Source organism: Gordonia sp. PS3 (genome assembly GCF_041950545.1).
In the GTDB taxonomy this organism is placed as follows: Bacteria; Actinomycetota; Actinomycetes; order Mycobacteriales; family Mycobacteriaceae; genus Gordonia; species Gordonia sihwensis.
Genome location: NZ_CP169524.1, coordinates 2677042 through 2699549, shown reverse-complemented (window position 1 = coordinate 2699549; position 22508 = coordinate 2677042). Strand labels below are relative to the sequence as shown.

Annotated in this window: 24 protein-coding genes; 14 read left to right on the top strand and 10 right to left on the bottom strand. The window is 68.4% G+C overall.

Annotated elements, in window-relative coordinates; genetic code table 11:
• The first annotated feature begins 3 nt into the window (after positions 1-3).
• Together ACE11G_RS12450 and ACE11G_RS12445 are read left to right on the top strand one after the other, a co-directional pair.
• A complete protein-coding gene (locus ACE11G_RS12450) occupies positions 4-1263 on the top strand; it encodes an MFS transporter (protein WP_231650279.1) in 1260 nt (419 codons plus the stop codon).
• 9 nt (positions 1264-1272) lie between these two features.
• A complete protein-coding gene (locus ACE11G_RS12445) occupies positions 1273-2115 on the top strand; it encodes an exodeoxyribonuclease III (RefSeq protein WP_062367076.1) in 843 nt (280 codons plus the stop codon).
• 28 nt (positions 2116-2143) lie between these two features.
• On the opposite strand, the gene ACE11G_RS12440 is transcribed toward ACE11G_RS12445, so the two are convergent.
• Entirely contained in the window at positions 2144-2851 is a 708-nt protein-coding gene (locus ACE11G_RS12440; RefSeq protein ID WP_006897235.1) for a hypothetical protein, read from the bottom strand.
• A 209-nt stretch (positions 2852-3060) separates the two neighbouring features.
• A complete protein-coding gene (locus ACE11G_RS12435; protein ID WP_375002376.1) occupies positions 3061-4062 on the bottom strand; it encodes a hypothetical protein in 1002 nt (333 codons plus the stop codon).
• On the opposite strand from ACE11G_RS12435, the gene trpS reads away from it, so the two are divergent.
• Positions 4061-5092, top strand: a complete 1032-nt coding sequence (trpS, locus tag ACE11G_RS12430; protein ID WP_375002374.1) for a tryptophan--tRNA ligase — start codon at positions 4061-4063, stop codon at positions 5090-5092. The two genes, ACE11G_RS12435 and trpS, sit on opposite strands and share 2 nt — an antisense overlap.
• Before the next feature lie 62 nt (positions 5093-5154).
• On the top strand, positions 5155-6216 hold the full coding sequence (locus ACE11G_RS12425; protein WP_062367173.1) for a YhjD/YihY/BrkB family envelope integrity protein: 1062 nt from the start codon (positions 5155-5157) through the stop codon (positions 6214-6216).
• Between the two features lies 1 nt (position 6217).
• Here the strand turns inward: ACE11G_RS12425 and ACE11G_RS12420 are convergent, their stop codons facing one another.
• The 5 genes from ACE11G_RS12420 to sdhC all read right to left on the bottom strand — a co-directional run bounded on the left by ACE11G_RS12420 (position 6218) and on the right by sdhC (position 11202).
• Positions 6218-7468, bottom strand: a complete 1251-nt coding sequence (locus ACE11G_RS12420) for a D-alanyl-D-alanine carboxypeptidase family protein (protein ID WP_062367171.1) — start codon at positions 7466-7468, stop codon at positions 6218-6220.
• A 323-nt stretch (positions 7469-7791) separates the two neighbouring features.
• On the bottom strand, positions 7792-8577 hold the full coding sequence (locus tag ACE11G_RS12415; protein WP_006897240.1) for a succinate dehydrogenase iron-sulfur subunit: 786 nt from the start codon (positions 8575-8577) through the stop codon (positions 7792-7794).
• Positions 8577-10331, bottom strand: coding sequence for a succinate dehydrogenase flavoprotein subunit (gene sdhA, locus ACE11G_RS12410; RefSeq protein ID WP_006897241.1), 1755 nt, complete (start codon positions 10329-10331; stop codon positions 8577-8579). Before sdhA ends, ACE11G_RS12415 begins: the two co-directional genes overlap by 1 nt.
• Positions 10332-10347: 16 nt before the next feature.
• The gene (locus tag ACE11G_RS12405) at positions 10348-10779 is read right to left on the bottom strand and encodes a succinate dehydrogenase hydrophobic membrane anchor subunit (RefSeq protein WP_006897242.1); all 432 of its coding nucleotides are present in this window, start codon (positions 10777-10779) and stop codon (positions 10348-10350) included.
• A gap of 15 nt (positions 10780-10794) precedes the next feature.
• Complete coding sequence (gene sdhC / locus ACE11G_RS12400) at positions 10795-11202, bottom strand: succinate dehydrogenase, cytochrome b556 subunit (protein WP_006897243.1); 408 nt, start codon at positions 11200-11202, stop codon at positions 10795-10797.
• Positions 11203-11397: 195 nt separating this feature from the next.
• Between sdhC and ACE11G_RS12395 the strand changes: the two genes are divergently transcribed.
• From ACE11G_RS12395 to ACE11G_RS12380, 4 genes are read left to right on the top strand one after another with little or no spacing between them, the layout of a single operon-like run.
• Entirely contained in the window at positions 11398-11823 is a 426-nt protein-coding gene (locus tag ACE11G_RS12395; RefSeq protein WP_062367169.1) for a cytidine deaminase, read from the top strand.
• Positions 11820-13130: a thymidine phosphorylase gene (locus ACE11G_RS12390; RefSeq protein WP_375002370.1), complete on the top strand. Its 1311-nt coding sequence runs from the start codon at positions 11820-11822 to the stop codon at positions 13128-13130. Before ACE11G_RS12395 ends, ACE11G_RS12390 begins: the two co-directional genes overlap by 4 nt.
• Positions 13131-13172: 42 nt before the next feature.
• Positions 13173-14186 (top strand): LLM class F420-dependent oxidoreductase, encoded by a 1014-nt coding sequence (locus ACE11G_RS12385; protein WP_375002368.1) that lies wholly within the window; start codon positions 13173-13175, stop codon positions 14184-14186.
• Positions 14187-14237: 51 nt separating this feature from the next.
• On the top strand, positions 14238-15359 hold the full coding sequence (locus ACE11G_RS12380) for an adenosine deaminase (RefSeq protein ID WP_375002366.1): 1122 nt from the start codon (positions 14238-14240) through the stop codon (positions 15357-15359).
• A 238-nt stretch (positions 15360-15597) separates the two neighbouring features.
• Here ACE11G_RS12380 and ACE11G_RS12375 read toward each other — a convergent pair whose 3' ends face one another.
• A complete protein-coding gene (locus ACE11G_RS12375; RefSeq protein ID WP_375002364.1) occupies positions 15598-16857 on the bottom strand; it encodes a primosomal protein in 1260 nt (419 codons plus the stop codon).
• A gap of 80 nt (positions 16858-16937) precedes the next feature.
• Here ACE11G_RS12375 and ACE11G_RS12370 point away from each other — a divergent pair, with 80 nt between their 5' ends.
• From ACE11G_RS12370 to ACE11G_RS12350, 5 genes are all read left to right on the top strand, one after another.
• Positions 16938-17090, top strand: a complete 153-nt coding sequence (locus ACE11G_RS12370; RefSeq protein WP_156479425.1) for a hypothetical protein — start codon at positions 16938-16940, stop codon at positions 17088-17090.
• Positions 17091-17093: 3 nt separating this feature from the next.
• Positions 17094-17342, top strand: a complete 249-nt coding sequence (locus ACE11G_RS12365; protein ID WP_375002362.1) for a hypothetical protein — start codon at positions 17094-17096, stop codon at positions 17340-17342.
• A 61-nt stretch (positions 17343-17403) separates the two neighbouring features.
• The gene (locus tag ACE11G_RS12360; protein WP_231875706.1) at positions 17404-17952 is read left to right on the top strand and encodes a sigma-70 family RNA polymerase sigma factor; all 549 of its coding nucleotides are present in this window, start codon (positions 17404-17406) and stop codon (positions 17950-17952) included.
• A 2-nt stretch (positions 17953-17954) separates the two neighbouring features.
• Positions 17955-18677, top strand: coding sequence for an anti-sigma factor domain-containing protein (locus ACE11G_RS12355; protein WP_062367069.1), 723 nt, complete (start codon positions 17955-17957; stop codon positions 18675-18677).
• Positions 18678-18758: 81 nt separating this feature from the next.
• Entirely contained in the window at positions 18759-20468 is a 1710-nt protein-coding gene (locus ACE11G_RS12350) for a cytochrome c biogenesis protein CcdA (protein WP_375002359.1), read from the top strand.
• 30 nt (positions 20469-20498) lie between these two features.
• On the opposite strand, the gene ACE11G_RS12345 is transcribed toward ACE11G_RS12350, so the two are convergent.
• Positions 20499-21446, bottom strand: coding sequence for a C40 family peptidase (locus tag ACE11G_RS12345; protein WP_375002357.1), 948 nt, complete (start codon positions 21444-21446; stop codon positions 20499-20501).
• Positions 21443-21766 carry a type VII secretion target gene (locus ACE11G_RS12340; RefSeq protein ID WP_375002354.1) on the bottom strand — a complete coding sequence of 108 codons (324 nt, stop codon included), beginning with the start codon at positions 21764-21766 and terminating at the stop codon, positions 21443-21445. The genes ACE11G_RS12345 and ACE11G_RS12340 overlap by 4 nt, the downstream gene beginning before the upstream one ends.
• A gap of 86 nt (positions 21767-21852) precedes the next feature.
• On the opposite strand from ACE11G_RS12340, the gene upp reads away from it, so the two are divergent.
• The gene (gene upp, locus ACE11G_RS12335; RefSeq protein ID WP_375002352.1) at positions 21853-22500 is read left to right on the top strand and encodes a uracil phosphoribosyltransferase; all 648 of its coding nucleotides are present in this window, start codon (positions 21853-21855) and stop codon (positions 22498-22500) included.
• Positions 22501-22508 lie beyond the last annotated feature (8 nt).

Sequence of the window (22508 nt, the reverse complement as noted above, 5' to 3'; positions counted from 1 at the left end):
GACGTGGCGGCATCGTGCGACGGCGAGCATCCGGCTCGGCGGGTAGGCTGGGTGGTCGGAGCACTCGCGCTCGGCGGGTTCGGCATCGGAACCACCGAGTTCGTCGCGATGGGGCTGCTGCCGAACATCGCGTCGAGCCTCGGCGTCAGTGAGCCGACCGCCGGGCACCTGATCTCCGCCTATGCGCTGGGCGTGGTGGTGGGCGCTCCGCTGATCGCGGTGCTCGCGGCCCGGGTGTCGCGACGGACGCTGTTGATCGCACTCATGGTGGCGTTCACTCTCGGCAATGCGCTGAGTCTGGTGGCGCAGAACTATCCGACGCTGATGGCCGCACGCTTCGTCGCCGGGCTGCCGCACGGGGCGTATTTCGGCGTGGCCTCGTTGGTCGCCGCCCACCTCGCCGGCCCCGGCCGCCGTGCGCAGGCGGTGGGGCAGGTGATGATGGGACTGTCGGTGGCCAACGTCCTCGGGGTGCCGGCGGCCACCTGGCTGGGCCAGGCGCTCGGGTGGCGCGCCGCCCTCGCCCTCGTCGTGGTGATCGGTGCTGTGACGGTGCTCGCGCTGTGGCGCGTGGTGCCCGATCTGCGGTCGATGCGCACCACCGATCCCGCCACTGAACTCGGCGGACTCCGCCACGGGCAGATCTGGCTGACGCTGCTGGTCGGCGTGGTGGGATTCGGCGGCTTCTTCGCCTTCTACACGTATCTGAACACCGCGCTCACCTCGCTGGGCGGACTGTCGGAGGCCGCGGTGCCGATCGCGCTGATGCTGTTCGGCGCGGGAATGGTGAGCGGCAATTACCTCGGCGGCCGTCTCGCCGACCGCCTGGGCGACAAGGCCATCGCCATCGGCATGGCGAGCGCAGCGTCGGCGCTGGTGCTGTTCGCGCTCCTGGTGTCCACCGGGTGGCCGGCCGTGATCATGACCTTCTTCGTCGGCTGTTCCGGATCGGCCGCCATCCCCGGGCTGCAGACGCGACTGATGGACGTCGCGCACGATGCGCAGACGATCGCGGCCGCGCTCAACCATTCGGCGCTGAACGTCGCCAACGCTCTCGGCGCATGGGTCGGCGGGCTGGTGATCGCCCACGGTCTCGGTTACCGGGCACCGTCACTGGTCGGTGCGGTCCTCGCGGTGGGCGGCGTGCTGGTGCTCGCGGCGGCGGTGGCGGCTGCGCGGCGGTCCGGCGAGGAGATGCCGCAGCGGGAGGTCGCGGTTCCGGTCGGAGACGAGCCCGTGGGCGATGTCCGAAGCGGTCGCTAGGGTGGTCCCGTGACCACACCGTTCTCCATCACCACGATCAACGTCAACGGGATCCGTGCCGCTGTGAAGCAGCGCTCGGACGACAATCCGGGCATGCTCCCGTGGCTCGAGGACGCCGCACCCGACGTGGTGCTGATGCAAGAGGTGAGGGCAGGCGACGCGATCGCTCGCAAGGCGCTGCAGCCCGCGCTGGATGCCGGGTGGCACTTCGTGCACACGGAATCGTCGGTCAAGGGCCGCGCCGGCGTCGGGATCCTGTCTCGCCGCGCACCCTCGCAGGTGCGGGTCGGTTTCGGCAGCGACGAGTTCGACACGGCGGGACGGTACATCGAGGCGGATTTCGACTTCGGCGGTGAGACGGTGACCGCGGCGAGCCTGTATCTGCCGACGGGGGCGGCGCCGACCGAGCAGGAGAAAGACATCGAGAAGTACGAGGAGAAGCGGCGCTTCCTCGAAGTGTTCCGGCCCTACCTCGACAAACTGCTCGGCACCGGGGGACTGGCGGTGGTGGCGGGTGACTGGAACATCGCGCCCGACGAGCGCGACATCAAGAACTGGAAGGGCAATCTCAAAAACGCGGGTTTCCTCCCGCACGAGCGGGCATGGGTCGCCGGACTGCTGGAGGCCGGCTGGGTGGACGTGGCGCGCGAGCATCACGGCGACGTCGCTGGGCCGTACGCGTGGTGGTCGTGGCGGGGCAAGGCGTTCGACAACGACGCCGGCTGGCGTATCGACTACCACCTCGCGACGCCGGCATTGGCTGCACGAGCGCAACGGACGCGGGTTGATCGAGCCGGCGCGTACAACCTTCGGTGGTCCGATCACGCCCCGGTGACCGCGGTATTCGGCTGAGCGGTCCGCGGCCTCCGGGGCGCATCCGTCAGCTGGCCGATTTGCTTCCGCTGCCGATGCCGCCGATCACGCCGCCGACCAGTCCGGCCACCACCTCGCTGATGATGTCCTGGGTGGACCCGGAACTGGACAGATCGCCGCTGACGCTGCCGATCGCCTCGCCGGGAGACATCGGGCGAGTCAGGAAGCACGCGGTGAGACCGGGGAAGTCGCCTTCGACCCCGACAGTTCCGGTGACGGCGATGCCGCCGCTGGTGACCGGGAAGCCGGGAAACTTCGACAGCGGCATGTCGTAGGTGAACGACGCCGTGACGGGATGGCTCGAGGTCACCGACCAGCCCGTGTTCGAGACCTTCCAGCCGGTACCGGACGCAGTCACCGGAACCGCCTCTTCTTTGAGGCCGGTGAGGAAGTGGTACGCCCTCACCTTCGCCGTCGGCTTCCCGAATCCGGCGGGCGGGGTGTCGGTGATCGAGTTGACGTACGGATTGCCGGCACCGGAGGTGCCGACGTCGATCGTGTAGGTCACCTTCGCGAGCGCACCGGCGGTCTGGGTCACCGACTTGGAGTAGTTATGCGTCGCTAGGGTGGCCTTCTTGGTGGTGCGGCTGGCCGACGAGCAGGTCGCGGCGTCGGCGCCACCTGCCGCGCCGACGGAGGCGGCGGTGAGGCCACCGCAGATCAGGGCGGCTGCGGTGACGAGAGAAGTCGTGCGGGACAAGGGGATTCGCTTCATGCGGGACCACCGTTCAGAGAGAATCATCAGTGACTGCGCCAAGGGCGCTTCGGTGCGATCCTGGCACGCACACAGCCGAGGAGCCGATTCGCGGCGCGGGCGATGGCACGAATCCGAGGTCGGACTTCATCCCTCTCATGTCGAGAAACCGACGACGGGCCCGCTCCCATGGAGCGGGCCCGTCGCCTATGTGTCGGTGTCGGTGGAGGTCAGTCGTCCTGTCCGCCGACGGCGCCGCCGATGATGGCCGGAATCATGTCGGTGAGCGAGCCGGTGCTCGAGAGCTGCCCCTCCGAGGAGCCCAGGCCCGCCGAGTCCAGGCTGCCAGTGATCGCCTCGCCGGCGTTGGGTGCGCGCACCGTGGTGCAGGCGGTCAGGTTCGGCATCTGCTTCGAACCGATCGACCAATCCGGCGTTCCTCGCACGGCGGCACCGCCGCTGGTGAGCTGCTTTCCGACTCGAACGCTGCTGGGGAGCTGGTAAGTGAAGCTCGCCGTGTATGCCTGACCAGCGAAGATCGCCCACCCGGTGTGGCTGATCCGCCAGCTGGCGTTGTCTTTGGTGACGTCGCCGGGTGCGACGGCCCGTTCCTGGATGAGTTTGTCGAACGCACCGCCGCCGCCGAGAATGCCGCCGAGCAGGGTGAACGCCTTGACCTTGACCGTCGGCTTCACATCACGTAGTTCCGCCGGCGGGGTGTCCCAGACGCCCTGCACGTACGGGTTACCTGCGCCGGTTGTGCTGACGGAGATCGAATAGGTAATCGATGCACCCTGGCCGACCTCGGCGGGTGCAGACTTCTGGAAGATGTACTTGATGCTGGGAATGATGGCGTCGCTGACAGTCTCGGTCGACTCCGACTTGCAGGTGGCGGCCGAGGCGCCGCCGACGGCACCGGTGACCGCGGGGGCAGCGGTGAGTCCGGCGCCCGCGACGGCGGCGGCAGCAGCGACGATCGCGCCGCGCTTGACGAGGGACAGCTTCATGGGGGCTCCGTTGTTCGGAAGGGATTGACCAGGAGGGAGAGGCCGGTGCGGTGACCGGTTGAAGCCTGAAGCTAACAGTGGTGGTGACCACGTGACGATCCAATGACCGGACATGTCACACATGGCGACACGATTTCGGTGTTTCGTCGGCCGATCGACCGGCGCGGAAGCCAGTCCGCGACCGTCGGAAACTCGATTGTCCGGGTCTGAAACAATTGAGGTCATGACATCGCCTGTATCGCGGCCTGCACCGCGCCGCCGCGTCCTGTCCGGAATCCAGCCGACCAGCGACTCGTTCCACCTCGGGAACTACCTCGGCGCGGTCCGGCAGTGGGTGCAGCTTCAGGACGAGTTCGACGAGGCCTTCTACTTCATCCCGGACATGCATGCGATCACGGTTCCGCAGGACCCGAAGGTGCTGCGGGAGCGCACCCGACGCAGCGTCGCACAATTGCTGGCGGTCGGCGTCGACCCGAAGCGCGCGACCATCTACGTGCAGTCGCACGTTCCGGAGATCGCGCAGCTGACCTGGGTGCTGTCGTGTCTCACCGGGTTCGGCGAGGCCAGCCGGATGACGCAGTTCAAGGACAAGTCGGCGAAGTCGGGAACCGATGCTGCCGGCGTAGGCCTGTTCACCTATCCGATCCTGATGGCGGCCGACATCCTCGCCTTCCAGGTCGACAGCGTTCCGGTGGGCGAGGACCAGCGGCAGCATCTGGAACTGACGCGCGACCTCGCCCAGCGCTTCAACAAGCGATACGGCAAGACGCTGACGGTGCCGAAGCCGTACATCGTCGAAGAGTTCGCCAAGATCTACGACCTCCAGAACCCGACGGCGAAGATGAGCAAATCGGCCGACTCCGACTCGGGTCTGATCTCTCTGCTCGATGAACCGAAGCGGTCGGCCAAGAAGATCCGCTCGGCCGTCACCGACAATGACAGGGTCGTCGCCTTCGACCGCGAGAACAAACCGGGCGTCTCCAACCTCCTCACCATTCAAGCGGCGCTGACCGGGCGTGCGATGGACGAAATCGTCGCGTCGTACGAGAGCAAGGGATACGGTGAGCTGAAAGTCGATACCGCCGACATCCTCACGGAGTTCGTCACGCCGTTGCGCGGTCGCGTCGAAGAGATCCTGGCCGATCGGGCTCACCTGGACGGCATCCTCGCCGACGGAGCCGCACGCGCTCGGGAGATCGCGTCGGACACCGTCGCCGCCGTCTACGACAAGGTCGGATTCCTGCTGCCCGGCTGATCACCGGGTAGGGTCCGAGCGACGACGCCGCGGGGAGTGACGTGGCCGAGACGAAGGGGAGCATGGACCGCATCAAGGAGATCATCGCCCGGCTGAAGGCGCTGTACGACGCGTCGATCGACCGGTGGGGCCTGCTGCGCCACGTCGTCGCGACGCTCGACCGGTACAACGAGCGTCGCGGAAATGCCTACGCCGCGGCGATCAGCTTCATCGGCATCCTGGCTCTCGTCCCGATCCTGATGGTGTCGTTCGCCACCGCAGCCTTCGTGCTGGTCTGGAATCCCGCGCTGCTGACCGATATCACCGATGCGATCGTCGAACACGTGCCCGGCGAGCTCGGGGATCAGCTGAACTCGGTGATCGACTCCGCCATCGCCTCGCGCCGCACGGTCGGTGTGATCGGTCTGGTGACCGCGGCGCTGACCGGTATCGGCTGGATGACGTTGATGCGCAACGGTCTCACGGAGATGTGGGGCGGGCGCGTCAAGAACAACGCGATTCTCGGCAAACTGTACGACCTCGGCACGTTCGTGGCGCTCGGACTGCTGTTCCTCGTCACCATCGGACTGAACATCGTGTCCACCGGGCCGCTGGGCTCGCAGATCACCGACTATCTGGGTCTGCTCGACAACTGGCTCATGACTTTCCTGCTGCGCGCGGCGTCGGTGATCGTCGGGGTGGCCGCCACCTGGGTGCTGTTCATCGTGGTTCTCGCGTGGATGCCGCGCTGCACGGTGTCGGCACGCGCGATCCTGTGGCCGGCCCTCGGCACGGCGGTCGTGTTCGAGATCCTGAAATCGGTGAGCAGCCTGTATCTGCAGAAGGTGTTGGGGAGCCCGGCGGGCACCGCGTTCGGGCCGATCATCGGTGTGATGGTCTTCGCCTATCTCGCTTCCCGGATCGTGCTCTACGCGGCCGCCTGGAGCGCCGCCGACCCGAACAACGAGCGGTTCCTGATCGTCGACGAGCTCGAGCACCCGGAGGAGCCGGAAGCCGAACCCGTGGTCCTGGCGCCGGTGTATGAGGCGGAGCCGGAGAAGCAGGCGCGCCGTCTGATCGCCGCGGCCGGGATCGGCGCCGCGGCGGCGGGGCTGGCCGGCTGGCTCGGCCGTCACGATCGCTGAGTCAGCGCCGTGATCGCTTCCGCCACAGGACTGCCGCGGCGGTGAGACACACGGCGGCGAAGGCCACGAGCCCTGCCGTCCAGACCGAGGCGGGCGAGGGATCGTCGTGGCCCGGCTCGGCGGTCGTGGCGGCGGCCGGTGGCGGATCGGCGACGTCGAGTGTTCCGACGGAGGTGTCTGACGGGGCCGCGAACCCGTAGTCGAACATCCGCTCAGCCTGCTGTGAGTACATGTTGTCGGCTTCGTTGAGCCCGTACATCTGAGTCACGATCACCCTGCGGCCGTGGCGCTCGGCGGCGCCGACGAAGGTCTTCAGGGCGTCGTCGGTGTACCCGGTCTTGCCGCCGAGCATCCCGGGCCAGCCGTCGCGGAGCAGGGTGTTCGACGTGTGCATCGTCCATGCCGGATGGTCGACGTCGCCGGGAACGTCTGGCCGTTTCGGATAGCCGGGGAAGGTGAAGGTCCTCAGTGCGACGATCTGACGGAACACCGGATTCCGCATCGCCTCTCGGAAGATCACCGCCAGATCGAACGGCGAGGTCGACATCCCCGGTGCGTCCAGGCCCGACGGGCTGGCCGCACGGGTGTCGTCGGCGCCGAGCCGGGCGGCCTTCGCGTTCATCTTCGCCAGCGCCGCGTCATGCCCGCCGAGACGCCCGGCCAGCGCGGAGGCGCAGTCGTTGCCGGAGACGACCAGCAGGCCGGTGAGCAGGTCGCGCACCGTGTAGCGGCCGCCCGGGCCCATCCCGCAGGAGTCGCCCTCCATCGACCAGTCCGCGGGCGTCGGTTCCACAGACGAGTCGAGGTCGAGTTCGTCGAGGACGACGAGCGCGAGCAGGACCTTGATGGTCGACGCCGGGCGGTACCGGCCGTGCGGATCCTTCGCGGCGATCACTCGACCCGAGTCGAGGTCGGCGATCAGCCAGCCGGAGGAGTTGAGACGGTCGGGCAGCGGGCCCGCCGCGGGGTCGGCGACTACGCCGCATCCGCCGAGCGCGTCACCGCCGACTGGCCGCTGGGGCACCGGCAGCGGCGAGGGCGAGGGGACGCCGGGAGCGACCGCTTCGGATTCGTCGACCGCGGGCGGCGGATCGGTGCGATGCGGGCATGCGTCGGTGTTCGGGGTGGTCATCGGCACCGGAGGAGTGACCGCCACGGCCGGATCGGCCGACGAGGGCGGTGCGCACAGCGCCGCGACGACGCCGAACGCGGCGACCGTCGCCGCGGCGCGCTTCAAGACGGACATGCTCATGACGAGCGTCACCCTACAGGGCGGTCGTCGGGCGGTCCGCGCTCGGCGTCCGGGTGCGGGTGGTTTCGACTCGCTCCGCTCGGCGTCCGGGTGCGGGTGGTTTCGACTCGCTTCGCTCGCTCAACCAGCCTGGGGGAGCGTTCGACAGTCCCAGGCCTTCTGCAGGCCAGTTGAGCGAGCGAACTCCAGGCCAGTTGAGCGAGCGAACTCCAGGCCAGTTGAGCGAGCGAAGCGAGTCGAAACAAGCGCTGCCCGCGGCGCAGACGACGAGGCCCCCGGAAGTAACCGGGGGCCTCGTCGGGGCTGCAGAGAAAGGTCTGCTTCTAGCGGGCGAACATCAGGGCGCGCTTGACTTCCTGGATCGCCTGCGTCACCTGGATGCCGCGGGGGCATGCGTCGGTGCAGTTGAAGGTGGTGCGGCAGCGCCACACACCGTCGACGTCGTTGAGGATGTCGAGACGCTCGGCGGCGCCCTCGTCACGGCTGTCGAAGATGAACCGGTGAGCGTTCACGATCGCGGCCGGTCCGAAGTACGATCCCTCGTTCCAGAACACCGGGCAGCTCGTGGTGCAGCACGCACACAGGATGCACTTGGTGGTGTCGTCGAACCGGGCGCGGTCGGCCTGGCTCTGGATCCGCTCGTACGTCGGCTCGTTGCCCGAGGTGATCAGGAACGGCTTGATGGCGCGGTACGCGTCGAAGAACGGCTCCATGTCGACCACGAGGTCCTTCTCCACCGGGAGGCCCTTGATGGGCTCGATGGTGATGGTGATCTCCTTGGACGAGTCCTTCGGCAGCAGATCCTTCATGAGGAGCTTGCAGGCCAGCCGGTTGACGCCGTTGATCCGCATCGCGTCCGAACCGCAGACGCCGTGGGCGCAGCTGCGGCGGAAGGTCAGCGAGCCGTCCAGGTAACCCTTGACGTACAGGAGCAGGTTGAGCAGGCGGTCGGTCGGCAGCGCCGGGACACGGAAGCTCTCGAAGCCCTGGGCGTCCGGGTTCTCCGGGTTGAACCGGTAGATCTTCAGCGTGACCATCGTCGCCTCGGCCGGAACCGGAGGCAGCGGGGGCTCATTGGTCGCCGGGGTGGATTCGAGTGTGGCAGTCATCAGTACTTACGCTCCATCGGCTCGTAGCGGGTCTGAACGACGGGCTTGTAGTCGAGCTCGATGTCGGCGAGCAGGCCGTCGCCCTTCTTGTACGCCATGGTGTGCACCAGGTAGTTCTCGTCGTCGCGCTTCGGGAAGTCCTCGCGGGCGTGACCGCCGCGCGACTCCTTGCGGTTGAGCGCACCGGCGACGGTGACCTCGGCCAGTTCGAGCAGGAAGCCCAGCTCGACGGCCTCGAGCAGATCGCTGTTGAAGCGCTTGCCCTTGTCGTGGACGCGGATGTGGTTGTACCGCTCCTTGAGTGCGCGGACATCGGCGAGCGCCTTGTTCAGGGTCTCGTCGGTGCGGAACACGGACGCGTTGTTGTCCATGGTCTGCTGCAGTTCGGTGCGGATGTCGGCCACGCGCTCGTTGCCGTGCTCGGACAGCAGGCCGGCGAGCCAGCCGTCGACCATCGCCGTCGGGTTCTCCACCTGCTCGGTGAAGTCGGTGGAGTTGGCGTACTCGGCAGCGGCGATTCCGGCGCGGCGACCGAAGACGTTGATGTCGAGGAGCGAGTTGGTGCCCAGGCGGTTCGCGCCGTGGACCGACACGCAGGCGCACTCGCCGGCGGCGAACAGACCGTGAACGATCTGCTCGTTGTTCGCGAGCACCTGGCCGCGGACGTTGGTCGGGATGCCGCCCATCACGTAGTGGCAGGTGGGGTACACCGGGACCAACTCGGTGACCGGGTCCACGCCCAGGTAGGTGCGCGAGAACTCGGTGATGTCCGGGAGCTTCTCGTTGAGCACGTCCTCGCCCAGGTGGCGCACGTCGATGTAGACGTAGTCCTTGTTGGGTCCGGCGCCGCGGCCTTCGAGCACCTCGAGCACCATCGACCGGGCGACGATGTCACGCGGGGCGAGGTCCTTGATCGTGGGTGCGTACCGCTCCATGAAGCGTTCGCCGTCGGCGTTGCGGAGGATGCCGCCCTCGCCTCGGACCGCCTCGGAGATCAGGATGCCCAGACCGGCCAGACCCGTCGGATGGAACTGGTGGAACTCCATGTCCTCCAGCGGCAGGCCCTTGCGGAAGATGATGCCCATGCCGTCGCCGGTGAGCGTGTGCGCATTGGACGTGGTCTTGTACATGCGACCCGAACCGCCGGTGGCGAAGACGATCGACTTGGCGTGGAAGACGTGGATCTCGCCGGTGGCCAACTCGTACGCGACGACACCGTTGGCGACGGGCTCGCCGTTCTCGTCGGTCGTCATGTTGACGTCCAGAGCGTAGAACTCGTTGAAGAACTCGACGTCGTGCTTGACGCAGTTCTGGTACAGGGTCTGAAGGATCATGTGACCGGTGCGGTCCGCGGCGTAGCAGGCGCGGCGGACCGGCGCCTTGCCGTGGTCGCGGGTGTGACCGCCGAAGCGGCGCTGGTCGATGCGGCCCTCGGGGGTGCGGTTGAACGGCAGACCCATCTTCTCCAGGTCGAGCACCGCGTCGATGGCCTCCTTGGCCATGATCTCAGCGGCGTCCTGGTCGACGATGTAGTCGCCGCCCTTGACCGTGTCGAAGGTGTGCCACTCCCAGTTGTCCTCTTCGACGTTGGCCAGAGCGGCGCACATGCCGCCCTGTGCCGCGCCGGTGTGCGAGCGGGTGGGGTAGAGCTTGGTCAGGACTGCGGTGCGGGCCCGCGGTGCGGCCTCGATGGCAGCGCGCATACCGGCGCCGCCGGCGCCGACGATGACCACGTCATAGCGGTGTTCCTGCATGGGTTTCTAGTTCTCCTTAGCTGGCGCTGCCGAAGGTGAGGATCGCGTAGGTGCCCAGCACGAGGATCAGGATCATCGACAGGGCGAGCAAGGTGTTCAGCCAGAAGCGGGTGGAGTCCTTGCGCGAGTAGTCGGCGATCACCGTGCGGACGCCGTTGCCGCCGTGCAGCTGCGCGAGCCAGAGCATGAAAAGATCCCAGACCTGCCAGAACGGCGACTTCCAGCGGTCTGCGACGAACGACGCGTCGATGCGGTGCACGCCGCTGTCCCACATGAGCATGATGAACATGTGGCCGAACGTCAGGACGATGAGGGCCAGGCCCGAGAAACGCATGAACAGCCACGCGTTCTTCTCGAAGTTGCCGCGGCTGCGGATGCGCGGGGCACCCGGCGCGTCCAGGCTGGCGGGGCGGTCGTAGGCGGTGCCGAGGGTCTTTGCTTCAGTCATTGTTTCTCAGCTCCCTTAAAGCGCGTGCGTGATCAGGATCTGCAGCATGCGCACGGCAGCCGCGATGAACACGATCGCGAAGACGGTGAGGATGGCCCACAGCATCTGGCGCTGGTACTTGGCGCCCTTCGACCAGAAGTCGACGAGGATGACGCGCAGACCGTTGAGGGCGTGGTAGAGCACGCAGAAGACGAGACCGATCTCCATGAGGCCGATGATCGGCGTCTTGTAGGTGTCGATGATCTCGGTGTACGTGTTCTCGTTGACCCGGATGACGGCGGTGTCGAGCACGTGCACGAAGAGGAAGAAGAAGATGGACACGCCGGTGATGCGGTGCAACACCCACGACCACATGCCTGGGTCACCTCTGTAGAGAGAGCGCTTGCGCACCGGTGCCGGTGCAACCTCTGTGGGGGTGCTCATCGCGAAACTACGCCTCCGTTGTCGTGGACTTGGGGTGGGACCGCAAGCGCACGCGTAGGTCGCTGCAAGACCCAATGCTCCTGACTTTAAACCTAAGCTGAGTGTTGTCGTAAATTGCCGGAGCAATGTGACCAAGGTCCACCGATTTAATTAGGTGTGCCTTACCTACGGTGATTTGTGTGGAGAGGGGATCAATTGACTGCGGGAATCGACTTCGATTCATTGCGAAACGCGGCGTCGACGGCGATGACCAGGGCATACGCCCCCTACTCCGGCTTTGCGGTCGGTGCGGCGGGAATCACACTCAGCGGCCAGATCATCACCGGAAGCAATGTGGAGAATGTCTCATACGGCTTAGGGCTCTGCGCCGAGGTGTCGATGGTCGCGGCGGGCATTTCTCTCGGTCGTATGGACGCCGATCGCGCCTCGCGCGAACGACTGATAGCGGTGAGCGTCTGTGACGCGCGCGGCAGCGTGCTGACCCCGTGCGGCCGCTGCCGACAGGTGCTCCTGGAGTTCGGCGGCGAGGAGCTTCTCGTCGACTCGGCCGGGGGGCCTCGGCCGCTGCGGGAACTGCTGCCGGACGCCTTCGGCCCGGGCCACCTGGAGGCGATCCGGTGACCGCATCGCTCGAGCCGGTCGACGCGATCCTGGCCAAGAAGGACGGCCGCGAACTGACCGGTGAGCAGATCCGCGGGATGATCGCCGGATTCACCGCGGGCGACGTGGCTCCGGAGCAGATGTCGGCGCTGCTGATGGCGATCGTCCTGCGCGGGATGACCCGTCGCGAGATCGGAGACTGGACCGCCGCGATGATCGACTCCGGCATCACGATGGACTTCTCGGACCTGCGGCGCGGCGGCCGGCGGGTGCCGACCGTCGACAAGCACTCCACCGGCGGCGTGGGCGACAAGATCACGCTGCCGCTCACGCCGCTGGTCGCGTCGTACGGAGTCGCGGTGCCGCAGTTGTCCGGCCGCGGGCTCGGTCACACCGGCGGCACCCTCGACAAGCTCGAGTGCATACCGGGATGGCGGGCCGAGGTGTCCGTGGACGCGATGCGCAGTCAACTGGGCAGGGTCGGTGCGGTGATCTGCGCGGCGACCGCCGACCTCGCGCCCGCCGACCGCAAGCTGTACGCACTGCGCGACGTGACCGGGACCGTCGCGTCGATCCCGCTGATCGCCAGCAGCATCATGAGCAAGAAGATCGCGGAGGGCACGCAGTCGCTGGTGCTCGACGTCAAGGTGGGCTCCGGCGCGTTCATGAAGGACATGGCCGACGCGCGGGAGCTCGCCGAGACGATGGTGGCGCTCGGTGCGGACGCGGGCGTGCGTACCAGCGCCCTCCTGACCGACATGGCGACGCCGCTGGGCCGCACCGCGGGCAACGCCGTCGAAGTCGCCGAGTCCCTGGAAGTGCTGGCCGGCGGCGGTCCCGCGGACGTGGTGGAACTGACGGCGGCGCTGGCGTCGGAGATGCTCGACGCCTCCGGGATGCACGACGTGGATCCGCTCCGCAACCTGGCGAACGGCAAGGCGATGGACACCTGGCGCTCGATGATCGAGGCGCAGGGCGGAGATCCGGATGCCCCGTTGCCCGTACCGCGCTGCACGCACGAGGTGATCGCCGACCGCGACGGCCGGTTGGCGAGGCTCGACGCGCTGGCCGTGGGGCAGGCGGCCTGGCTGCTCGGTGCCGGGCGCAGCAGGCCCGGTCAGGCCGTGTCGGCGACCGCCGGCGTCGTGTGGCACGCCGCCATCGGCGACCAGGTGCGCCGCGGGCAGCCGCTGCTCACCCTTCACACCGACGACGAGACACGCATCGAGGGTGCGCTGGCCGCCCTCGACGGCGGGGTCGACGTGCGCGTCGAGCCCGTGTCCCGGCCCGCTTCGCGCATTCTCGACCGGGTCCCGGCCGCCGGGTGAATCGACGAGCGGGGACTGGCTTTCGGCGCTACGTTGGATCGCATGGTCGACAAGCGGATTCGCATCGGATACCAGATTCCCAACTTCACCTACCCCGACCCGCTCGCGCCGGAGAACGCCGGACCGGTCGCGGACATCTTCCCGACCGTTGCGGCGCAGGCGCGGGAGGCCGAGCGCTCCGGCTTCGACACCGTCTTCGTGATGGATCACTTCTACCAACTGCCGGGACTGGGTGCGCCGAGCGAGCCGATGCTGGAGGCGTACACCACGCTCGGTGCGCTGTCGGGCGCGACATCCGAGATCAAGCTGTCGGCGCTCGTCACGGGCAACACGTATCGCAATCCGGCGATGCTCGCCAAGACCGTCACCACCCTCGACGTGGTCAGCGGCGGCCGGGCGGTGTGCGCGATCGGCGCGGGTTGGTTCCAGCTCGAGCACGATCAGATGGGTTTTGAATTCGGGACCTTCACCGATCGGTTCGAGCGGCTGTCGGAATCGCTCGAGATCCTCTCGCCGATGCTGCGCGGCGGGCGGCCGGAGCTGACCGGCAAGTGGTACTCGGCGCACGACACGCTCAACCAGCCTCGGTTGCGCGACGACCTGCCGATCATGCTCGGCGGCGGCGGGGAGAAGAAGACCTTCGGTCTGGCCGCGCGCTACGCCGACCACCTCAACGTCATCTGCAACGCCTCCGAACTGCCGCGCAAGATGGACGCGCTCGCGGCACGGTGCGAGGAGGCCGGACGCGATCGCGACACCCTGGAGACCAGCTTCCTGAGCTTCGTGATCATGGACGTGGACGGCGACCGTGCCCGGAGCCTGGCGCACGACTACCTCCGCAAGACTGGCGTGGACCCGGAAGTGATCGACGACGAGACCTACTCGCGCGCCACCGACCGGATGTTCATCGGTACTCCGGACGACGTCGCCGACCAGTTGCAGCGGCGGGTACTCGACCAGGGGATCGACGGGCTGGTGATCAACATGGTCCCGAACGGGCATCTGCCCGGGAAGGTGGCTGAGGCCGGGGCGATGCTGACGGCGCTGCTGAACTGAGCGGTCGCGCTCATCGCGCGCGGCCGCCGGATCGGCGCTACCGTCGAGGCCATGGTCACTTCCGCCACGATCACCGTCGAAGAATGCCGGTTGGCGCCGAAGGTGCTGCTGCACGATCACCTGGACGGGGGACTGCGCCCGGCCACCGTCGTCGACCTCGCTCGCAGGGGCGGCTACGACCGCTTGCCCGCCGATGACGCCGACGAGCTGGCGGAGTGGTTCGCCACCGCCGCTGACAGCGGATCGCTGGAGCGCTACCTGGAGACGTTCGCGCACACCGTCGCCGTGATGCAGACCGCCGACGCCCTCGAGCGGGTGGCCCGCGAATGCGTGGAGGATCTGCACGCCGACGGTGTGGTGTACGCCGAAGTGCGGTTCGCTCCCGAGCTCCATCTGGAGCAGGGACTGTCCCTCGACGAAGTGGTGGAGGCGGTGCTGCGCGGCTTCGCGGCGGGGGAGGCCGCGGCGTCGTCGGGAGGAGTCCGGCCGATCATCGTCCGATGCCTCGTGACGGCGATGCGGCACGCGGCGCGTTCTCGCGAGATCGCCGAACTCGCGGTCCGCTTCCGTGGCCGCGGTGTGGTCGGGTTCGACATCGCGGGCGCCGAGGCCGGGAATCCGCCGAGCCGACATCTCGACGCCTTCGAGTACCTGCGCGGCGAGTGCTCGCACTTCACCATCCACGCCGGCGAGGCGTTCGGGCTACCGTCGATCCACGAGGCGGTCGCGTTCTGCGGCACCGACCGGCTCGGCCACGGGGTGCGGGTGATGGACGACGTGGTGCTCCCGCCCGGCTCCCGGCCGACCGACTCATCCTTCGACGGCGCGAAGCTGGGCCAAGTCGCCGACTACGTCCGCGACAAGCGGATTCCGCTGGAACTGTGCCCGAGCAGCAATGTGCAGACCGGTGCCGTCGCGTCGCTGACGGATCACCCTTTCAACATCCTCGCGAAACTGCGGTTCCGGGTGACGGTGAACACCGACAACCGCCTCATGAGCAACACGTCCATGAGCCGTGAGTTCATGGTCCTGCATCGTCAGTTCGGCTACGGGTGGGCCGATTTCGAGCGGTTCACCGTCAACGCGATGAAGTCGGCGTTCCTCCCGTTCGACCAGCGTCTGCGCCTGATCGACGACGTGATCAAGCCCGGGTTCGAGGTGCTGATGGGCTGAGTGGGGTGGGTTTCGACTCGCTTCGCTCGCTCAACTGGCCTATTAGGAGGGGAGGCTCGCTCAACTGGCCTATTAGGAGGGGAGGCTCGCTCAACTGGCCTAGGAGGCTAGGAGGGAGGCTCGCTCAACTGGCCTAGGAGGGAGGCTCGCTCAACTGGCCTAGGATGGAGGCTCGCTCAACTGGCCTAGGCGGGCGTAGAGGCGTGCTCGCGTTACTGGCCGTGGGGCGGGGCGGCGGCTAACCCCGCCGTACCAGGCGGTCCTCGAAGTCGTGGACCAGCGCGCGCCACACCTCGGCCTCGTTGTCGAACGGGCCCGACGGGGCGAGCCGCTTCGGGTCGGGATTGATGGCGTAGTCGACGAACCAGCCGAGCGGCGTGGTGGTGGCCAGCGCCTCGTTGACCGTGTCGATGCCCGCGTAGTCGGCGGCGTCGGTGAGCAGTTCGACGGCCAGATCGAGCTGGCGACTGTCGATCCGGCGCGGGCCGTCCAGGATGTCCTCGCCGATGCCCTGGAGCGCGTAGACGTTCTCGGGGAGGACGTCGTACTCGATCTCGTTGGTGTCGGCGGCGGCCTGCACGTCATTGAAGGTCGACAGCTTCGCCAGATCGTGGTCGTCGTTGTCGGCCAGGAAGCGAGTGAGCGCCCGTTGCGATCCGAAACCGTAGATGGTGCCCTTACGGCCCAGGAACACCGGATCGTCGCCGAGGTAGCAGCGCAGGGTCAGGAACTCGCCGGCGTCGGTGTAGATGCGGATGGGATCGATCCCGACGCCGGCCCAGAAACCGTCCTCGTCGATCTCGTCTTCCTCGTCGTCGTCCTGCTCGTCATCGTCGTCGGCGTCGTCGAGGACCACTTCTTCGGCATCGAAGTCGGGCTCGTCCTCGTCCTCGGCGGAGGCCGCCGCGGCCAACTCGTCCTCGGCGATCGTCACCGCGTCGGCGTCGACCTTCGGCACGGTGATGACCGCATCGAGAGCGTCGATCACATCGTCCCAGTGCTTGGCGATGAGACGCCCGATGCGGACCCAGAGGTCGACGCCGTCGCGGCCCTCGAAGTTGTTGGTGCCGACCGTGACGGCGCCCAGGATCGGGTTGCCCGTGAAGAACTTGGTGACCGGGGCCAGTTCGCAGACCTCGCCGATGATGCGGACGATCTCCAGCGCGTCCTCGAGCTCGCCGAGGACCTCCGGTCGCGGGTCCTCGGCGGCCAGCTCGGGGACGCCGATGAGGTCGTAGCTGTGCCGGTCGTCGGGGACCAGCTCGGCCGCCTGCACCTTCTTGATCGTCTCCCACGCGGGGTGATCGACGAGGTCGTTGTCGTCGTCTGTGCGCACGAAGGCGACGAGTTCGGCGACGCCGGGCAACGCGTACAGGTCGTCTTCCAGACCCAGGAACGCTTCCCACTCGTCATCGCCCTCGCGCCACCGCGGAGCCCACAGTGTGAAGAGGTTGCCTTCGGTCAGTCCGAGTTCGATGGGAACGATGTCACCGGCCATGGTCACTGAGCCTAATCAAGAACTCGTTCGCGTGCTGCACGGGGCCGGTCGACGTCGTGAATTCGGGTCAGTGGCCGGTCATGGCTGGACCGTTCTCGTCCGTCATCGCACCCGGCGGAGTCATCATCTCGCTGGTGGCCGGCGGCGCCATCGTCGGCGACATGGGTGCCATCTGCGAGGACATCGGCGGTGACATGGGCGTCTGGGACATCGGCGGGGACATCGGGGTCTGAGACATGGGTGCGGGGGACATCTGCGAGGACATGGTCGACGGGCTGGTCGGAGTCTTGTCGTTGTCGTCGCCGCACGCCGAGAGCACTGCGACCAGGGCGGCGGCGCCCGCGAGCGTGACCACGGCGGTGCGACGGGTGGAGGTGGAGATCATCGGAGTTCGTTTCGTCGACGGGGTGGCCGGCTCGGCCGCCCTCGCTGATGATTCGTCGCCGAGACGGCCGAGTATTGGTTTCGATCGAAATCGGCAGTGACACCAATCCGTGACGCATCGGGTGTCGAATGGTTGGTGTGGACCACACGAATCAGTCTGTCGTGACCGGCACGGTGTCGTTCGACGACCTCCTCGAAGCGGTCGGCGAAGGCGACCGCGACGCCTTCGACGTGCTCTTCGACGAACTCGGCCCGCGCACGTTGGCGCTGGCTCGACGCGTGGTCGGCAGCAGCGCCCGCGGCGAGGAGGTGCTGCAGGACGCGTGGCTGCAGGTATGGCGCACCGCAGGCGCCTACGACCGCGGCCGCGGCAGCGCGCGGGCCTGGATCACCACGCTCGTCCACCGCCGCGCCGTCGACACCGTGCGCCACGACGTGGCCGAACACCGGCGTGACGAGCGGTTCGAGGCCGCGCGCGTCCCGGACTTCGACTCGGTCAGCGACGACGTGGTGGCGCGTGACGAACGGATCCGGGTGCGGGCCTGCCTGGACACGCTGACCGTCAAACCGCGCGAGGCGATCGATCGCGCCTACTTCGGCGGACTGCCGTACTCGGAGGTCGCGGCGGCCCTCGCGCTGAGTCCGGCCACGGTCAAGACACGTATCCGTGACGGGCTGCAACGGCTCCGGACCTGCATGGGAGGACGGTGACCATGAGCGATCCACGATCTGGAAGCACCCGCGACCACCCGCGTGATCTGCTGCCCCTGCACGCGCTCGACGCGCTCGACGAACTCGACAGGCGCCGGGTGGAGGCGCATCTGCAGACGTGCCCCGAATGTGCGGCCGCATGGGCCGCCTGGCAGGAGACCGCGGCAGATCTGAGTACCGACGCGGACCCGGTACCGCCGCCGGTGCGGGCCGCGCTCATGCGCGCCGTGGACGGTGAGGCGTCCGCCGCGCCGTCCGCCGGCCGCTCGCGCCGCTCGCGCCGCTGGGTGCGCGCGGCGGCAGCGGCGTGCATCGCGGTCGCGGCCGCGGGCGGCGTCGTCACCTGGCGGGTCGTCGCCGACCACCGGCCGTCGGCGACGTCGACCTCGGGGACCTCGATGGACGACGTGCTCGCCGCACCCGACATGGAGAAGGCCACCGGTGCCGTCGGCGACGGCACGGTCAAGGCGATGTACGCACCGTCGCAGCGCGCCACCGTGGTGAGTGTTGAGAACCTGCCGCCGACCGACCACCGGACCGGATACCAGGTGTGGATCACCGTCGACGGGCGGAAGAAGTCGGCGGGCATGGTGCACGGTGCCGACACGTCGAGCGTCATCATGACCGACATGAGCCGGCCGGCCGGCGTCTCGCTGTCGGTGGAGCCGATGACCGGTTCGCCGCAGCCGACCTCACCGATGGTGGTCCAGTTCCCGATTCCCTGAGATCTGTCCCGCGATCCAATCCCCGCCGCGCTCGGCGTCGAATCAATCGTGAACAGACCGGTCGAGAGGAATGGATCCGCGATGCTGACGATGATTCTGGTGGGGTTGGCCGGAGGTCTGGTGACCGGGGTGTCGCCGTGCGTGCTGCCGATGATTCCGATCATCTTCGTGACCGGCGGCGCCCAGACCGGGACTCGCGAGACGTCGGCGTCACCGGGCCGGGCGATCGCGATCATCGGCGGAATCGTGGTCAGCTTCAGTCTCATCACGCTGCTCGGGACTCTGGTGCTCGCCGCGCTGGGACTGCCGAGCGGACTGCTGCGATGGACCGGCATCGTCCTGCTGGTGTTGATCGGACTGGGCATGCTGATCCCGTCGGTGGCGCATGTGCTGGAGCGTCCGTTCGCGCGACTGCCCGGGTGGACGCCGAAGGGCCGAGGCGGGCGGGCCGCGCCCTTCCTTCTGGGCCTGGGACTGGGCACCCTGTACGTGCCGTGCGCCGGCCCGGTGCTCGCCGCGATCTCGGTGGCCGGCGCGACCGGCGACATCGGGTGGCGGACCGTGGTCCTGACCGTCTCGTTCGCCGTCGGCGCGGCACTGCCGCTGGCCGTGTTCGCGGTCGCGGGGGCGTCGCTGGCGAAGCGGCTGGCCGCGTACCGGCGGCGGCAGCGCACCTTCCGCGCGGTGGGAGGGGTGATCCTCATCGGGCTGGCGGTGGCACTCGTCTTCGACGCCCCGGCCCGGCTGCAGGCGGCGATTCCCTCGTACACCGCCTCGGTCGACCGTGCGCTGTCGCAGTCGGACGCGGTCAACCGCGCACTCGGACGGCAGACGGGCGGTGCCGCGGCGTGCACGGGCGGCGACGGGCTCGCCGACTGCGGCAGTGCGGCCGACTTCACCGGAGGCGGTCGCTGGTTCAACACGCCCGGCGGCGCCCCGCTGACGGTGGCCGGGCTCCGGGGCAAAGTGGTCCTCGTCGACTTCTGGACCTACTCGTGCATCAACTGCCTGCGCGACGGCCCGCACGTGCGCCAGTGGTGGGACGCGTACCGGACGTCGGGACTGGAGATCGTCGGAGTCCACACGCCGGAGTTCGCGTTCGAGAAGGACTCGGGCAATGTGGCCGCCGCGATCGGCGACGAACACATCGGCTATCCGGTGGTGCAGGACAACGACTACGCGATCTGGAACGCCTACGGCAACCGCTACTGGCCGGCGAAGTACCTGATCGACGCGCACGGCACCGTGCGTGCCGTCTCCTACGGTGAGGGCGGCTACGAGGAGATGGAACAACGAATCCGCACTCTGCTCCACGAGGCCTCGCCCGAGCGTGCGCTGCCGGCACCGGTCAGCGGCGCCACCGTGAGTGCCGGCGACCTCGGCGGCGGACCGGCCTCCGGACCGATCTCGCCGGAGATGTACGTGTCGGCGTCGCGCTCGGAGGGCTCCTACGCGGGCGGTGCGCTGACTGTGGGACGCCGCACCTTCTCATTCGGCGCCGACTCGAAGCCCAGCACATACGCGCTAGCGGGCGAGTTCGACGTGACCGACGAATCGGTGCGCGCGGTCGACGCCGCCCGTATCCGCCTCGACAGCACCGCCTCATCAGTCAACGCGGTTCTCGGCGGCACCGGCCGCGCGGTCGTGCACACACCCGGAGCCCCGGACCGGACGATCGACGTCTCGGTCCCGCCGCGGCTGTACAACCTCGCTGACGACGGTTACCGCCACCGTGACACGACGATCGATCTGAGCGACGGACTCGAGGTGTACAGCTTCACCTTCGGCTGAATCCGGACCGACGGCCGCCCGCCTCGACCGTCATCGGGGCCGGTAGAAGCCCTCGAAGGTCTGGTCGGCGTTGGAGGTGCGCAACGGCGTCACTCCGACCGGATCGCCGCCGGTCTCCACGAGCTGGCCGTTGCCGATGTACATGGCGACGTGCCCGGACCAGACGGCGAGGTCTCCCGGCTGCAGGTCGTCCTGTGACACGGCGAACCCCGCGGTGTCCTGGTCCTGGGCGAGCCGAGGCAGCTCCACTCCCGCCTGCCGGTAGGCCCACTGGGTGAAGCCGCTGCAGTCGAAGCCGTCGGTGGTGGTTCCGCCCCAGACGTACGGGGTGCCCTGGACGCTGAGCGCAGCGCGGACGGCGGTCGCGGCGCGCTCGTTCTCGGCATAGGACACGGAGCCGTCGGGGAGGGTGATCGGGATCCGCCCGCCGCCCGACGACGGAATACCGGCGGACGGGACACCGGAAACGGCCCGCGCCGCGCTCGGATCGGCCGCCTCCTGCCCCTCCAGGGCGGAGGCGTCGCGCGAGAGGTCGACCTGCGCTCGCTGCACCACGTGGACCCCGCGAGCCAGATGGCTCAGCGCGAGCGGGACCAGCGCGGCCAGCCCTGCGGGCGAGGCGATCGCCGGGACCGTCGCGGCAGTCGCGACGAACGATTCGACGAGAGCGTTCAGTTCGGTGTTCGCCTCCTTCACCCGCCCGGCCGCGTGCTCGATGATGGACGAGATGTCGCTGCCGGCGGTGCCGATCGAGTCGTCGACAGTCGCTAGACGGCGTGATGCGGTACCCGCGCGGTCGCCGCCCGCGCCGTGCCAGCCCGCTGCGGTGGCGGCGACACTCCGGTCCGACAGCGTCGAGGCCTCGGCCAGTGCGGACCCGGTGTCGGAGTAGACCGCCGTCGCCCCGGGCGGGAGCACCCCGGTGCCTAGTGTCGCCACCAGCGCTTTGAGTGGCGCGATCAAGAGTTCGGCACTCATGCCGGCACCCCGGCGACCGCGTTGGCGCTGGTGCCGTCGCAACACTGGTACGCGGTGCGGGCGGTGCTCGCGCAATCGGCGGCCGATGCGTGGCGCGAGGCGAGAGCGTCGAGCCGGTCGGCCCGCGCCACGCCCAGCCGTTCGAGCGCGGCCAGGAACTCGACGCCGATCAGCCCGAAAGTCGGTACCAGCGTGCTCGTGCCGGATCGCTCGGCCGCCGTGCGCGCACGGACGGCCTCTGCCGCTCCCGACTGGTTGGCGGCGACGGCGTGGACCGCGGCCGGATCGACGATGACCGGTGTGCCGGATTGGACGTTCATACCTAATTGGACGCACCCGGCCGCCGAACGGTTCCGCCGCCGTCGGCCACGGCGTGTCACCGACTGCCCGACATTACGATGAGCGCATGACCGACACCCCCTCGTCAGGCCTGCATGTCCGCATCGTCGATCACCCGCTGACCCGCGCGTGGCTGTCTGTTCTGCGCGACGAGGCCACCGACAACGCGGCCTTCCGGAACGCACTCGCTCGACTGTCACAGATGCTGGTCTACGAGGCCTTCGCGGATGCTCCGGAACGCCCGTTGCAGGTGCGGACTCCCGTCGGGGAGGCGTCGTGCAGCAGGCTCGCGTCCACGCCGCTGTTCGTTCCGGTCCTGCGTGCCGGTCTCGGCATGCTCGACGCCGCGCTCGCAGCGGTGCCCGAGGCCGGGATCGGTCTGGTCGGCGTGGCCCGCGACGAGACCACGGCCATGCCCACCGAATACCTCGCATCGCTGCCGCAGGATCTCACCGGGCGTCCGGTGTGCGTGCTGGACCCGATGCTGGCGACCGGCGGCTCGCTGGTGCACACGCTGGATCTGCTCGTCGCCCGCGGCGCCACCGATCTCACGGCGATCTGCGTGGTCGGGGCACCGGAGGGGCTCGACGCCCTGCGTACGTGGGGCGGATCGCTGCGCCTGGTGATAGGTGCGGTCGACGAACGGCTCAACGAGGCCAAGTTCATCGTTCCCGGGCTCGGCGACGCGGGCGACCGCCAGTTCGGTCCGCGTTGAGACCCCGG

Coding starts and splice junctions, on each gene's coding strand:
- trpS (WP_375002374.1), top strand. CDS start 4,061: ATGACATCGCCTGTATCGCGGCCTGCACCGCGCCGCCGCGTCCTGTCC.
- ACE11G_RS12435 (WP_375002376.1), bottom strand. CDS start 4,062: ATGACCTCAATTGTTTCAGACCCGGACAATCGAGTTTCCGACGGTCGC.
- upp (WP_375002352.1), top strand. CDS start 21,853: ATGACCGACACCCCCTCGTCAGGCCTGCATGTCCGCATCGTCGATCAC.
- ACE11G_RS12425 (WP_062367173.1), top strand. CDS start 5,155: ATGGACCGCATCAAGGAGATCATCGCCCGGCTGAAGGCGCTGTACGAC.
- sdhC (WP_006897243.1), bottom strand. CDS start 11,202: ATGAGCACCCCCACAGAGGTTGCACCGGCACCGGTGCGCAAGCGCTCT.
- ACE11G_RS12350 (WP_375002359.1), top strand. CDS start 18,759: ATGCTGACGATGATTCTGGTGGGGTTGGCCGGAGGTCTGGTGACCGGG.
- ACE11G_RS12415 (WP_006897240.1), bottom strand. CDS start 8,577: ATGACTGCCACACTCGAATCCACCCCGGCGACCAATGAGCCCCCGCTG.
- ACE11G_RS12405 (WP_006897242.1), bottom strand. CDS start 10,779: ATGACTGAAGCAAAGACCCTCGGCACCGCCTACGACCGCCCCGCCAGC.
- ACE11G_RS12355 (WP_062367069.1), top strand. CDS start 17,955: ATGAGCGATCCACGATCTGGAAGCACCCGCGACCACCCGCGTGATCTG.
- sdhA (WP_006897241.1), bottom strand. CDS start 10,331: ATGCAGGAACACCGCTATGACGTGGTCATCGTCGGCGCCGGCGGCGCC.
- ACE11G_RS12375 (WP_375002364.1), bottom strand. CDS start 16,857: ATGGCCGGTGACATCGTTCCCATCGAACTCGGACTGACCGAAGGCAAC.
- ACE11G_RS12345 (WP_375002357.1), bottom strand. CDS start 21,446: ATGAGTGCCGAACTCTTGATCGCGCCACTCAAAGCGCTGGTGGCGACA.
- ACE11G_RS12365 (WP_375002362.1), top strand. CDS start 17,094: ATGGGTGCGGGGGACATCTGCGAGGACATGGTCGACGGGCTGGTCGGA.
- ACE11G_RS12340 (WP_375002354.1), bottom strand. CDS start 21,766: ATGAACGTCCAATCCGGCACACCGGTCATCGTCGATCCGGCCGCGGTC.
- ACE11G_RS12440 (WP_006897235.1), bottom strand. CDS start 2,851: ATGAAGCGAATCCCCTTGTCCCGCACGACTTCTCTCGTCACCGCAGCC.
- ACE11G_RS12380 (WP_375002366.1), top strand. CDS start 14,238: ATGGTCACTTCCGCCACGATCACCGTCGAAGAATGCCGGTTGGCGCCG.
- ACE11G_RS12385 (WP_375002368.1), top strand. CDS start 13,173: ATGGTCGACAAGCGGATTCGCATCGGATACCAGATTCCCAACTTCACC.
- ACE11G_RS12370 (WP_156479425.1), top strand. CDS start 16,938: ATGGCTGGACCGTTCTCGTCCGTCATCGCACCCGGCGGAGTCATCATC.
- ACE11G_RS12420 (WP_062367171.1), bottom strand. CDS start 7,468: ATGAGCATGTCCGTCTTGAAGCGCGCCGCGGCGACGGTCGCCGCGTTC.